Raw genomic sequence first — 12,759 nt, 5'->3', positions numbered from 1 at the left:
GCAAACCTCGTCAGTCTTACCGCCCGATCCTAACGATCAGCTTTCAGCAACGTGAAGGATCCTTTAGGAAAGAGCTGAAAATCCCTTCACTTTCATTCATTTGGCGCAACACGCGCTGAGTCGCAAGCTTGAGGCCTGTTCGACGGGTCAGCCTGTCGTACCTTTTTGAACTCTGTGCGAGGCGTACTTGCGATGACTCTTAAACCGCTATTGCTGATTCCGTCCCTGAGCCTGGTGTTGTTGCTGTCAGCCTGTGCCGGACCGATGCCCAAACAAGACCCGGGCCAAGCCTGGATCGGTCTTAAGGAAGAGGGCAGCAGTGACCTGATGGCCGAGCGGGTAGACGGCAAGAACATCAATGATGGTCGTTACTTTGAAGTGCCCCCCGGTGCCCACCGGCTGGACGTGACCTTGTTTGAGGGTGCCACCGGTGATGAAAACCAGGTCGATTGCCAGGGCAAGGTCAATTACAAGCAATTCAAGGCCGGAGAGCGCTACGAGCTGATCGAGTCGAGCCTGGGCCCGGAAATCAGCGCGACGCTGGTGGACTCCCACGGCAAGGAAGTGGCGCACACCGCGGACTTCAACTGCATGCCGGGTTGAGATCCACCGGAACCACTGCCTCTGTAGGAGCGAGCTTGCTCGCGAGCTGTTGCGGTTTGCGCCGAAAAGCTCGCGAGGCAAGCTCGCTCCTACAGAGGGGGTGGTGTAGCGCGGGATACGGTTGCACTGACACGCCAGTACCTGTAGGAGCGAGCTCGTCTCGCGAGCTGTTGCGGTTTGCGCCGAAAAGCTCGCGAGCAAGCTCGCTCCTACGGAGGGGGGGTGTTGCGCGGGATACGGTTCCACTGACACACCAGTACCTGTAGGAGCGAGCTTGCTCGCGAGCTGTTGGGGTTTGCGCTGAAAAGCTCGCGAGGCAAGCTCGCTCCTACGGAGGGGGGGTGTTGCGCGGGATACGGTTCCACTGGCCCCCCTGTACCTGTAGTTGCGAGTTGCGCCGAGACGCTCGCTCCTGCAGGTGTTAGAACGAGCGGACGATTTTGCCCAGGGTTTCCATGGCCTTTTCACTGGCTTCGTCCCACGGGCTGCCGTAGTTCAGGCGGATGCAGTTGCGAAAACGCTGGGTGGCCGAGAAGATCGGGCCCGGGGCAATGCTGATGCCTTGGGCCAGGGCCATCTGGAATAACTTGAGTGAGTCCATCTGTTCGGGCAGTTCAAGCCACAAAAAATAACCGCCGGACGGCTGGCTGACCCGGGTTTGGGCCGGGAAGTAGCGGGCTATCGCCGCCAGCATCGCGCTCTGTTGTTCTTCCAGGGCGTACCGCAGTTTGCGCAGGTGACGATCGTAGCCGCCGTGCTGCAGGTAGTCGGCAATCGCCGCCTGGGCCGGCATCGAGGCGCACAGCGAGGTCATCAGTTTGAGACGCTCGATTTTCTGCGCGTAGCGACCCGCCGCCACCCAGCCAATGCGATAGCCCGGGGCCAGGCTTTTGGCAAACGAGCCGCAATGCATCACCAGCCCTTCGCTATCAAAGGCTTTCGCCGGTTTGGGCGCATGCTGGCCGTAATACAGCTCGGCGTAGACATCGTCTTCAATCATTGGCACCTGGTGGCTGCGCAACAGTTCGACCAGCGCCTGTTTTTTGGCCTCGGGCATGGTCGCGCCAATCGGGTTCTGAAAGCTGGTCATGCACCACACCGCCTTGATCGGATGGCGCTCCAGGGTTTGTGCCAGCACCCCCAGGTCGATGCCGTCTCGCGGGTGGACCGGGATTTCCACGGCTTTGAGTTTGAGCCGCTCCAGTACTTGCAGGCAGGCATAGAACGCCGGGGCCTCGATGGCCACCAGGTCGCCGGGCTCGGTGACGGCTTGCAGGCACAGGTTCAAGGCTTCCAGGGCGCCATTGGTGATCAGCAGTTCTTCCATGGGCAGCATCAGCCCGCCGACCATGTACCTCAGGGCAATTTGCCGACGCAGCTGCGGGTTGCCCGGCGACATGTCGGTGACCACCATGCGCGGGTCCATTTCGCGGCTGGCGGTGGCCATGGAACGGGCCAGCCGTTGCAGCGGGAATAAGGTCGGGCTGGGGAACGCCGAACCGAAGGGCACGGTGTGCGGGTCTTTCATCGAGTCCAGTACCGAGAACACCAGGGCGCTGACATCCACTTCGGTGGATTCGGTCACATGGCTACTGAACACCGGCTCGCAAAACGGACTCGGCGCATGCACGTTGACGAAGTAGCCGGAGCGCGGCTTGGCGCGGATCAGGCCGCGGCGTTCGAGCAGGTAATAGGCCTGAAACACGGTGGAGGGGCTAACTCCGTAGGTCTGGCTGGCATAACGTACCGAAGGCACGCGCTGGCCGGGGCCGAGCACCCCGCTGCGAATCAGTTCAGCAATATCGTCGGCGAATTTTTCGTAGCGTTTCATTAATAAGGCCCGGCTATTGCTGTAGGAGCGAGCTCGCTCGCGATGGCTCACTCCGGTCAGTCTGATTGACCGGGGTGATGCTATCGCGAGCAAGCCCGCGGCCACAGGGATTTATCGTTTATCGATTCAATGGCGCTACAAAACGGCTCTTGGCCACACTGCGCACGCTCGGTTGATCTGTGTCGGTGACCACAAACCCGATGGTTTGCGAACTGCTTTTCGGGCGCTCGGCCAATAGCGCGACCGATACCGGCACATCGACGATTTCGCCGGGGGCCAGGGTCAGCTCGGTCTTACCCTGCAAGCGGAAATCTTCGTTGTCTTGCAAGGACACCCGGTAATGCTGCGGCTCCTGGGTCTTGTTGATGATTTTAAGGCTGTAGATGTTCTCTATCTGGCCCTGACTGTTTTCGCGAAACAGGCCCCGGTCCTTGATCACATCCAGTGACACCATCGAGCGCTGGTCAAGCGCGACCACCAGAGCCCCGATCATCAGCACCAGCACCACCGCGTAGCCGATCAGGCGCGGGCGCAGCAGGTGAGTCGTGCCGCCCTGCAACTCGTGTTCGGAGGTGTAGCGCACCAGCCCGCGGGCATAACCCATTTTGTCCATTACCGTATCGCAGGCGTCGATACAGGCGGCGCAGCCGATGCACTCCATCTGCAGGCCATCGCGGATGTCGATGCCGGTGGGGCAGACCTGCACGCACATCTGGCAGTCGATGCAATCCCCCAGGCCAGCCTGGGCCGGGTCGATTCCGCGTTTGCGCGGGCCGCGGTTTTCGCCACGGGCCACGTCATACGAGATGGCAAGGGTGTCTTTGTCGAACATCACGCTCTGGAACCGCGCATAGGGACACATGTGCATGCACACCGCCTCGCGCAGCCAGCCGGCGTTGATATAGGTGGCGCCGGTGAAAAACAGCACCCAGAACAGACTGACGCCGGCCATTTCCAGGGTCAGCAATTCAGTGGCCAGCGGCCGGATCGGGGTGAAGTAACCGACAAAGGTCAGCGCTGTCATTACGCTGATTGCCATCCACAGCGCGTGCTTGGCGGTGCGGCGCACGATCTTGTTCAGGCGCCAGGGCGCGGCTTGCAGTTTTATGCGCTGGTTCCTGTCACCTTCGGTGATCTTCTCGCACCACATAAACAGCCAGGTCCAGGTGCTTTGCGGGCAGGTGTAGCCACACCACACCCGGCCCGCAAAGACCGTGATCGCAAACAGGCCGAAGGCGGCAATGATCAGCAGCGCCGACAACAGGATGAAATCCTGCGGCCAGAAGGTCGCCCCGAAAATGTGGAACTTGCTTTCAGACAAGTCCCACAGGACCGCCTGACGACCGTCCCAATTGAGCCAGACCGTGCCAAAGAACAGCAAAAACAGAACGCCTGCGCCGACGATGCGAAGGGTCCGGAACAGGCCGGTAAAGCTGCGGGTGTGGATCAGGTTGTCACTGGAGCGGCTTTTGTTTTTGGCGGCTCTGGGTCGCGAAGCCTCGAATGTTTCAAGTATCTGGACGGGAATTTGTTCGCTCATGGTCTTTCGCTCATCAGCCTCCATCAGGCCTGAGCACTATCCCCTGCGAACTGTTTGCATAACAGACTCAGTCATTTTATTAAAAACCGGATCAGATGCGTTTCAGGAGCCGCCTGCGACAACTTGCTGCACCCGGGTCGCGGCCATGTGCAGCAAGCCCTTGATGCCTTTAACCCAGGTCCGGGCGGTGAGTGCTGATTGAGGTCAATTAAATCACCGAATCACCGAAGTTGAGCCCAGGCTTGCGGCTCATCAGTCCAAGACCTTCAGATAATTGACTCACTCCCCCCCGCCCGCAGCAACTCGCGGCTGTCCTTGGCGCCCGCCGCGACCAGGGCTTCGGCCTCGTCTGAGGTGATGGCGATGCGCAGGCCGTTCATCAGCGCCATGCACATTCTCGAGGCGTGGTCTGTAATGACTTCTACCCGCTCGGCCGGGGAGTGCTCCGCGCCTTCGGGTGATTCATACCAGCAGCTTTTGTCGGCATCGATTGTGATAGTCATGAACGTGGTCCTTTTATGGGGGGTTAAACGTTAGTGCGTGGATAACCGGCCGGGTTCGATCGAATGGATTGGCGGTCATTGGTTACGGCCGCTTCGCGCCCGATCGCAGCCTTCGTTCCTCGTCAGCGACTACGCAGGTTGAACAGCGCTCAAGACGGGCATCAGATTTTCATCGGTGCATCTTCGCAAGGTGGATCACCAATCGGGTTGGGGTCCTTGACCGGTGGGTCCTGTTCCGGAACCGGCTCGGTATCACCGGGCGGTAACACGGGTTCGTCAATATTGGGATCGGGGGTTTCTGCTGGAATGGGGATATTCATGGACATGGCCTCATTGCTGCATGGGAAGGATTACAGCCGGTCGACCTCACTGAAGGCCGCTCGGTTCCCCGGCCAATGACCAACGGAGTATCGGCAATTAGTCTGAACTTTTAATTCTTTCCCCCGCTCCCAACCAGGTGCCCGGTGACCGATGCCGGGAATGGCTTTGATACGACCACACATGAACGTCCGCGGGCGTGAGGAGTGCTGCTCGATGACTGCTGATTTCCCGCAAGACCCTGATTCCACTGCGAATTTGCCCTTGTCGCAGGCGTTGCTGTTGCCGCGTATTGCTATTGAATCCACGTCCCCGGTGCTCGAAAACGGTGAGTTCGCGGTCAAGGCTACTGCGGGGCAGCAGGTCGATGTGCGCAGTAAAGTGTTTGTCGACGGTCACGACCGGCTGGCAGTCGTGCTGCACTGGCGTCTGGCCAGTTCCGGGGACTGGTTGGCAACGCCTATGCAGTTTCTGGGCAATGACAGCTGGAGCGCAAAATTCCCGGTGCCCGAAGTGGGGCGCTATGTGTTTTGCATTGAGGCCTGGATTGATCGCTATGCCAGCTTTTGCCATGAGCTGGAGAAAAAACATCAGGCGGGCATTGCCGTCAGCCTGGAGTTGCAGGAAGGCCGCATCCTGGTGCAGCACGCCATTGAGCGCAGCCAAGGCGAACTGCATGAGCAGCTGCAGGCATTGCTCGGGCAACTGTCAGGGCTGCTGGAGACTGAGCAGGTGGCGCTGTTTATGCACGAACATAGTGCGCAGTTGATGGCCGAGGCACAAAACCACGCTTATTTGAGCCTTAGCCCCGAGTACCCGGTAGAGGTTGAGCGTCAGCTGGCGCAATTTGCCAGCTGGTACGAGCTGTTCCCGCGTTCGGTCACCGATGACCCGGCCCGCCACGGCACCTTCAATGATGTGCACCAGCGCTTGCCGATGATTCACGACATGGGCTTTGACGTTCTGTACTTTCCGCCGATTCACCCCATTGGCCGCCGTCATCGCAAAGGCCCCAACAATTCATTGCAGGCCGGGCCGGATGATCCGGGCAGCCCTTATGCGATTGGCAGCGAGGAGGGGGGGCATGACGCCATCCACCCGCAGCTGGGCACCCGTGATGACTTCCGGCGCCTGGTCGCTGCTGCCGCGGACCACGGTCTGGAAATCGCTCTGGATTTTGCCATTCAGTGCTCCCAGGACCACCCATGGCTCAAACAGCATCCCGGCTGGTTCAACTGGCGCCCCGACGGCACCATTCGTTACGCCGAGAACCCGCCGAAAAAGTATCAGGACATCGTCAATGTCGATTTCTATGCCCCGGATGCGATTCCCGGTCTGTGGCTGGAGTTGCGTGACATCGTGCTGGGCTGGGTCGATGAGGGGGTCAAGATCTTCCGCGTCGACAACCCGCACACTAAACCCCTGCCGTTCTGGCAGTGGTTGATCGCAGAGGTGCGCGCCCTGCATCCGCAGGTGATGTTCCTCGCCGAGGCATTCACCACCCCGGCCATGATGGCGCGCCTGGGCAAGGTCGGTTACACCCAGAGCTACACCTATTTCACGTGGCGCAACACCAAAGCCGAGCTGGCAGCGTATTTCACAGAGCTGAATGAAAGCCCGTTGCGTGAGTGCTTTCGCCCCAACTTCTTCGTCAATACCCCGGATATCAACCCCGGCTTCTTGCATGACTCGGGGCGCCCCGGCTTTTTGATCCGGGCGGCACTGGCAACCATGGGCTCGGGCTTGTGGGGCATGTACAGCGGCTTTGAACTCTGTGAGTCGGCGGCGGTGGCGGGGAAAGAGGAATACCTGGATTCGGAGAAGTACCAGATTCGCCCCCGTGATTTCAGCGCGCCGGGCAATATCGTGGCCGAGATTGCCCAGCTCAATCGCATCCGGCGCCAGAACCCGGCCCTGCATAGCCACCTGGGCTTCACGCTGTACAACGCCTGGAATGACAACATCCTGTATTTCGGCAAACGCAGCGCCGACGGCAGCAATTTTGTACTGGTGGCGATCAGTCTCGACCCGCATAACGCCCAGGAGGCTCATTTCGAGCTGCCCTTGTGGGAAATGGGCCTGGCCGATGATGCCTGGACCTCGGGGGAAGACCTGATGAACGGCCACCGCTGGACCTGGTATGGCAAAACCCAATGGATGCGCATCGAGCCCTGGCAACAGCCGTTCGGCATCTGGCGCATCAAACCCCTTTAAGCACCTATTGCCAGGGGGCTTTGTCGGCTCCGGGCAACCAGCAGGTATTTTCCTTATGGCAAAGAAACCCGCTTCGGCCAGCTTTATCAAAGACCCGCTCTGGTACAAGGACGCGGTGATCTATCAAGTGCACATCAAATCGTTTTTCGACTCCAATAACGATGGAATCGGCGACTTTCCCGGCCTGATCAGCAAACTGGATTACATCGCGGAGCTGGGGGTCAATACCCTGTGGCTGTTGCCGTTTTATCCCTCGCCGCGTCGTGATGATGGCTATGACATCGCCGATTATCGTGGCGTGCATCCGGACTACGGCACCCTGGCCGACGTCAAACACTTCATCGCCGAGGCCCACAAGCGCGGTCTGCGGGTCATCACTGAACTGGTGATCAACCACACTTCGGATCAACACCCGTGGTTCCAAAAGGCCCGCCGCGCCAAACCCGGTTCCAAGGCGCGGGATTACTACGTGTGGTCGGATACCGATGAAAAGTACGACGGCACCCGGATCATTTTTCTCGACACCGAAACCTCGAACTGGACCTGGGACCCGGTCGCCGGGCAGTACTTCTGGCACCGCTTTTATTCCCACCAGCCGGACCTGAATTTCGATAACCCGCAGGTGATGAAAGAAGTGCTGGCCGTGATGCGTTACTGGCTGGACATGGGCATTGACGGCCTGCGCCTGGATGCCATCCCGTATTTGATCGAGCGCGACGGCACCAACAACGAGAACCTTCCCGAAACCCATCAGATCCTCAAGCAGATTCGCGCTGAAATCGATGCCCATTACCCCGACCGCATGCTGCTGGCAGAGGCCAATCAATGGCCGGAAGACACCCAGCAGTATTTTGGCGACAGCGATGGCATCAATGGCGATGAATGCCATATGGCCTTTCACTTTCCGCTGATGCCGCGCATGTACATGGCGCTGGCCCAGGAAGACCGCTTTCCGATCACCGACATTCTGCGCCAGACCCCGGAAATCCCGGCCAATTGCCAATGGGCGATTTTCCTGCGCAACCATGATGAGCTGACCCTGGAAATGGTCACTGACAAGGAGCGCGATTACCTGTGGAACTACTATGCCGCCGATAAGCGGGCGCGGATCAACTTGGGGATTCGTCGGCGCCTGGCGCCGTTGATGGAGCGAGACCGCCGGCGGATCGAGCTGCTCAACAGCCTGTTGCTGTCGATGCCCGGTACCCCGACCCTGTATTACGGCGATGAAATCGGCATGGGGGACAATATTTACCTCGGCGACCGGGACGGGGTTCGCACACCGATGCAGTGGTCGATTGACCGTAATGGCGGGTTTTCGCGGGCCAACCCGGCGAGCCTGGTATTGCCGCCGATCATGGACCCGCTGTATGGCTATCAGTCGGTGAACGTTGAAGCGCAAGCCGGCGATCCGCACTCATTGCTCAATTGGACCCGGCGCCTGCTCGCGGTGCGTCAGCAGCAAAAAGCCTTTGGCCGCGGCAGCCTGAAAATGCTGTCGCCGAGCAACCGGCGGATTCTGGCGTACATCCGCGAATACACCGATGGCGACGGCAGGAATGAAACCATCCTGTGTGTGGCGAACGTGTCACGCAGTGCCCAGGCGGCAGAGCTGGAACTGTCGGAGTTTGCCGGGCGGGTACCGGTCGAGATGCTGGGCGGCAACGCCTTTCCGCCCATTGGCCAGCTGGATTTCATGCTGACCCTGGCGCCGTACGGTTTTTACTGGTTTTTGCTGGCCAGCGAGAATCAGATGCCGAGCTGGCACGCAGAACCGGCGCAAAGCCTGCCTGAACTGCTGACCCTGGTGCTCAAGCAACGCCTTGAAGAGTTACTCGATGCCCCGGCACGCACCACTCTGCAAAACGTGATCTTGCCCGCCTGGTTGCCCAAGCGGCGCTGGTTCGGGCAAAAGGATGCACCGATCGAGCAGATCAGCATCCTCCACGGCACGCGTTTCGGTGATGCCCGACACCCCATGTTGCTGACCGAGGTGCAAGTCACCAGCGGTGGCGAACAGCACAGTTATCAAGTTCCTCTTGGGGTATTGGGCGAGGATCAGGCCGGCAGCGCACTGGCTCAGCAGTCGGTGCTGTCGCGATTGCGACGTGGCCCTCAGGTCGGTTTCATGACCGATGCATTCGGTCTTGAAGCCTTTGTGCGTGCCGTACTGGCGGGCATGCAAAACGGCCAGACAATCAGCAGCAGCGCGGGGGATATCAGCTTCACGGCGACCCCACAGCTGGCGGCCCTGGGGCTGGACGAACAGAGTGAGGTGCGTTACCTCACGGCCGAGCAATCCAACAGCTCGGTGGTGATCGGCGGCGCCATGGTGCTCAAGCTGATCCGCAAAATCAGCAGTGGTCAGCATCCGGAGCTGGAGCTGGGCGCCTATCTGACCGAAGCCGGATTTCAGCATATTTCTCCGTTGCTCGGCGCGGTGGTGCGCCATGAAACCGGGGGTGAAGAGACCTTGCTGATGATTGCCCAGGGCTATCTGAGCAATCAGGGCGATGCCTGGACCTGGACCCAAAACAACTTGGAACGGGCCATTCGTGACGAAATGGCCGACGCCATGTCCGAGCACGAACAGCATTACAACGCCCTGGGTGAGCTGGCAGATTTCGCCGGTCTGCTCGGCCAGCGTTTGGGCGAGATGCATGTGGTGCTGGCGCAAGCGAGCAACAACCCGGACTTTGCCCCTCAGACCACATCCGAGGCGGACACCCGGCAGTGGGCAAGTCATATCAATGGGCAACTCAAGCACGCCTTGAAACTGCTCAAGCAGCATCTGCCGGCGCTTGCTGAGCGCGAACAGAAACAGGTCAAGAATCTGATCGCCCAACACAGTGCGATTAGCGACCATGTCCAGCAACTGGCCAAAAAAACCCTGGGAGGATTGAAGATCAGGGTGCATGGTGACTTGCATCTGGGGCAGGTGCTGGTGGTCAAGGGCGATGCTTACTTCATCGACTTTGAAGGTGAGCCGGCGCGCTCACTGTCAGCTCGGCGCAGCAAGCACAGCCCCTATAAAGACTTGAGCGGTGTGTTGCGCTCTTTCGATTACGCCGCGGCCATGGCAGTCAGCAACGTGCAACAGTCGGATCATTCGGATCAGGCCGCCGATGCCCGGCAACGGGTGGTTGAACGCTATATACAAGAGGCTCGCAGGGCGTTGGTCGATGCATATCGGCTGGCAACAGCTAGCCTTGAACATGACTGGAAAACGGCCACAGGCGAGGATGCTGCGCTGGCGTTGTTCAGTCTGGAAAAGGCGGCTTATGAAGTTATCTATGAAGCAGCAAATCGGCCTGCCTGGTTGCGTGTTCCCTTGCAGGGCTTAAGCGATTTGCTCACCCACTTGCCAAGCACGGCCAAGCCTTTACCGGATGGAGAGAAGTGATGAGTTCAAGCAAGGTTCCAGGCCCGGAGAAAACTGCTCTGTTGCCCCCGCGTGAAGATATCGAGGCGCTGATTAATGCCCGGCACCGGGACCCGTTTGCGGTGCTGGGCCCGCATCCGGATGGAGCAGGCGGGCAGGTGATACGGGCGTTTTTGCCCGGTGCCCTGAGCGTCAAGGTAGTGGCCCGCGACTCGGATGACGTCATCGGCACTCTGGACAGCACCGAAGTCCCGGGCCTGTTTGCGGCCCGTTTTGCCGATGCCTGCGGCTATCGGTTGCGCATCAACTGGGCCGGGGGCGAGCAGACCAGCGAAGATCCTTACAGTTTTGGTCCTTTGCTGGGGGAAATGGACCTGTATCTGTTTGCAGAGGGTAATCATCGCGACTTGAGCAGCTGTTTCGGTGCCCAGCTCATGAGCGTCGATGGCGTACCCGGCGTGCGTTTTGCGGTGTGGGCCCCCAATGCCCGGCGGGTTTCGGTGGTAGGAGATTTCAATGTCTGGGATGGCCGCAGGCACCCCATGCGTCTGCGCCATCCAAGCGGGGTCTGGGAGTTGTTTATCCCGCGTCTTGAGGCAGGTGAAGCCTACAAGTACGAAATACTCGGGGCCAATGGCATCTTGCCGCTCAAGGCCGATCCGGTGGCGCTGGCAACCCAGTTGCCGCCCGATACGGCTTCCAGAGTGGCCTCGCCGCTGCAGGTGGAGTGGCAGGACTCGGCCTGGATGCAGGGCCGCGCAGAGCATCACAAGCCCGATGCGCCGTTGTCGATCTACGAATTGCATGCCGGTTCATGGCAGTGCGAAGTGGACGATGCAGGGGAGGTCGCTCGCCAGTACAACTGGCACGAACTGGCAGAACGCTTGATTCCTTACGTGCAGCAACTGGGTTTTACCCATATCGAACTGATGCCGATCATGGAGCACCCGTTTGGCGGCTCGTGGGGTTATCAGCCGTTATCCCAGTTTGCGCCGAGCGCGCGCTACGGTTCGCCGGATGATTTCGCAGCCTTCGTCAATGCCTGCCATGTGGCCGGGATCGGGGTGATTCTGGACTGGGTGCCCGCGCATTTTCCGAACGATGCCCACGGACTGGCGCAATTTGACGGCACGGCACTGTATGAATATGCCAACCCGCTGGAAGGTTATCACCAGGACTGGAACACGCTGATTTACAACCTGGGCCGCACCGAAGTACACGGCTTCATGCTGGCCTCGGCGTTGCACTGGCTCAAGCATTTTCATATCGACGGCCTGCGGGTGGATGCGGTGGCCTCGATGTTGTATCGCGATTACTCGCGCAAAGCGGGCGAGTGGGTGCCCAACATTCATGGGGGCCGTGAAAACCTTGAAGCCATTGAGTTCTTGCGCCATCTCAATGATGTGGTGGCCCTGGAAGCTCCCGGCGCGCTGATGATTGCCGAAGAGTCAACGGCCTGGCCCGGTGTCAGCCAGAGTACCGGGCAGGGCGGTCTGGGGTTTTCCTACAAGTGGAACATGGGCTGGATGCATGATTCGCTGCATTACATCCAGCAAGACCCGTTGTACCGCGCCCATCATCACAACGAGTTGAGCTTTGGTCTGGTGTACGCCTGGAGCGAGCGTTTTATCTTGCCGATTTCCCACGATGAAGTGGTGCACGGCAAACATTCGCTGATCGACAAGATGCCGGGTGATCGCTGGCAAAAGTTCGCCAACCTGCGGGCCTATCTGAGTTTTATGTGGGCGCATCCGGGCAAGAAGTTGTTGTTCATGGGCTGTGAGTTCGGGCAGTGGCGTGAGTGGAATCACGATCAGCAACTGGACTGGTACCTGTTGCAATACCCGGAGCACCAGGGGGTACAGAAGCTGGTGGGCGATTTGAACCGCCTGTACCGCGAAGAACCGGCGCTGCATGATCAGGATGATGTGGCGCAAGGCTTTCAATGGTTGATCGGGGACGATGCGAGCAACAGTGTCTATGCCTGGTTGCGCTGGAGCAAGGCGGGTAAACCACTGTTGGTGGTAGCGAACTTTACCCCTGTGCCGCATCCCGGTTATCGCATCGGGGTGCCGTTTGCCGGCAACTGGCAAGAAGTACTCAACAGTGATGCCGGGACTTATGCGGGTTCCAACTATGGCAATGGTGGTGGGGTCATGACTCAGGATTTGCCAAGTCATGGCCAAGGGGTTTCGGTGGCGTTGAATCTGCCGCCGTTAGGGGTTTTGTTTTTGCAGCCGACGTGAGCCCGACCCTGCAGGAGCGAGCTTACTGGCGAGCTGTTCCAGGTAAAAAGCTCGCGAGCAAGCTCGCTCCTACAATAATGCGGTAAGCATTTTACCCCTGAGCCCCCGCATGGCATTTATGC

General features: G+C 59.4%; 8 protein-coding genes. 4 read left to right on the top strand and 4 right to left on the bottom strand.

Annotation, left to right across the window (positions count from 1 at the left end; translation table 11 throughout):
* Positions 1 to 192 precede the first annotated feature (192 nt).
* Complete coding sequence (locus tag ACP7BO_RS12005) at positions 193 to 603, top strand: hypothetical protein (protein ID WP_426210580.1); 411 nt, start codon at positions 193 to 195, stop codon at positions 601 to 603.
* A gap of 421 nt (positions 604 to 1,024) precedes the next feature.
* On the opposite strand, the gene mapR is transcribed toward ACP7BO_RS12005, so the two are convergent.
* The 4 genes from mapR to ACP7BO_RS11985 form a co-directional block, all read right to left on the bottom strand.
* On the bottom strand, positions 1,025 to 2,434 hold the full coding sequence (gene mapR, locus ACP7BO_RS12000; RefSeq protein WP_060691543.1) for a GntR family transcriptional regulator MpaR: 1,410 nt from the start codon (positions 2,432 to 2,434) through the stop codon (positions 1,025 to 1,027).
* 118 nt (positions 2,435 to 2,552) lie between these two features.
* Positions 2,553 to 3,974 carry a cytochrome c oxidase accessory protein CcoG gene (gene ccoG, locus ACP7BO_RS11995; protein WP_426210577.1) on the bottom strand — a complete coding sequence of 474 codons (1,422 nt, stop codon included), beginning with the start codon at positions 3,972 to 3,974 and terminating at the stop codon, positions 2,553 to 2,555.
* Positions 3,975 to 4,240: 266 nt separating this feature from the next.
* On the bottom strand, positions 4,241 to 4,477 hold the full coding sequence (locus ACP7BO_RS11990; protein ID WP_060691545.1) for a DUF3203 family protein: 237 nt from the start codon (positions 4,475 to 4,477) through the stop codon (positions 4,241 to 4,243).
* 161 nt (positions 4,478 to 4,638) lie between these two features.
* Entirely contained in the window at positions 4,639 to 4,797 is a 159-nt protein-coding gene (locus tag ACP7BO_RS11985) for a hypothetical protein (RefSeq protein WP_426210575.1), read from the bottom strand.
* A gap of 214 nt (positions 4,798 to 5,011) precedes the next feature.
* On the opposite strand from ACP7BO_RS11985, the gene ACP7BO_RS11980 reads away from it, so the two are divergent.
* Genes ACP7BO_RS11980 through glgB form a run of 3 tightly spaced genes read left to right on the top strand, consistent with a single transcriptional unit; the run spans position 5,012 to position 12,637 of the window.
* Entirely contained in the window at positions 5,012 to 7,009 is a 1,998-nt protein-coding gene (locus ACP7BO_RS11980; protein WP_426210573.1) for an alpha-1,4-glucan--maltose-1-phosphate maltosyltransferase, read from the top strand.
* Positions 7,010 to 7,064: 55 nt separating this feature from the next.
* Positions 7,065 to 10,412 (top strand): maltose alpha-D-glucosyltransferase, encoded by a 3,348-nt coding sequence (gene treS / locus ACP7BO_RS11975; RefSeq protein ID WP_426210571.1) that lies wholly within the window; start codon positions 7,065 to 7,067, stop codon positions 10,410 to 10,412.
* Positions 10,412 to 12,637: a 1,4-alpha-glucan branching protein GlgB gene (glgB, locus tag ACP7BO_RS11970; protein WP_426210569.1), complete on the top strand. Its 2,226-nt coding sequence runs from the start codon at positions 10,412 to 10,414 to the stop codon at positions 12,635 to 12,637. The genes treS and glgB overlap by 1 nt, the downstream gene beginning before the upstream one ends.
* Positions 12,638 to 12,759: the final 122 nt, after the last annotated feature.

It is taken from the genome of Pseudomonas sp. TWR2-1-1 (genome assembly GCF_049897045.1).
Taxonomy (GTDB): Bacteria; Pseudomonadota; Gammaproteobacteria; order Pseudomonadales; family Pseudomonadaceae; genus Aquipseudomonas; species Aquipseudomonas versuta.
This window is presented reverse-complemented; position numbering and strand designations above follow the sequence as displayed.

Bases quoted from the DNA above. Each gene is read 5' to 3' on its own strand.
- mapR (WP_060691543.1), bottom strand. From the start codon at position 2,434: ATGAAACGCTACGAAAAATTCGCCGACGATATTGCTGAACTGATTCGC.
- ACP7BO_RS12005 (WP_426210580.1), top strand. From the start codon at position 193: ATGACTCTTAAACCGCTATTGCTGATTCCGTCCCTGAGCCTGGTGTTG.
- treS (WP_426210571.1), top strand. From the start codon at position 7,065: ATGGCAAAGAAACCCGCTTCGGCCAGCTTTATCAAAGACCCGCTCTGG.
- glgB (WP_426210569.1), top strand. From the start codon at position 10,412: ATGAGTTCAAGCAAGGTTCCAGGCCCGGAGAAAACTGCTCTGTTGCCC.
- ACP7BO_RS11985 (WP_426210575.1), bottom strand. From the start codon at position 4,797: ATGAATATCCCCATTCCAGCAGAAACCCCCGATCCCAATATTGACGAA.
- ACP7BO_RS11990 (WP_060691545.1), bottom strand. From the start codon at position 4,477: ATGACTATCACAATCGATGCCGACAAAAGCTGCTGGTATGAATCACCC.
- ACP7BO_RS11980 (WP_426210573.1), top strand. From the start codon at position 5,012: ATGACTGCTGATTTCCCGCAAGACCCTGATTCCACTGCGAATTTGCCC.
- ccoG (WP_426210577.1), bottom strand. From the start codon at position 3,974: ATGAGCGAACAAATTCCCGTCCAGATACTTGAAACATTCGAGGCTTCG.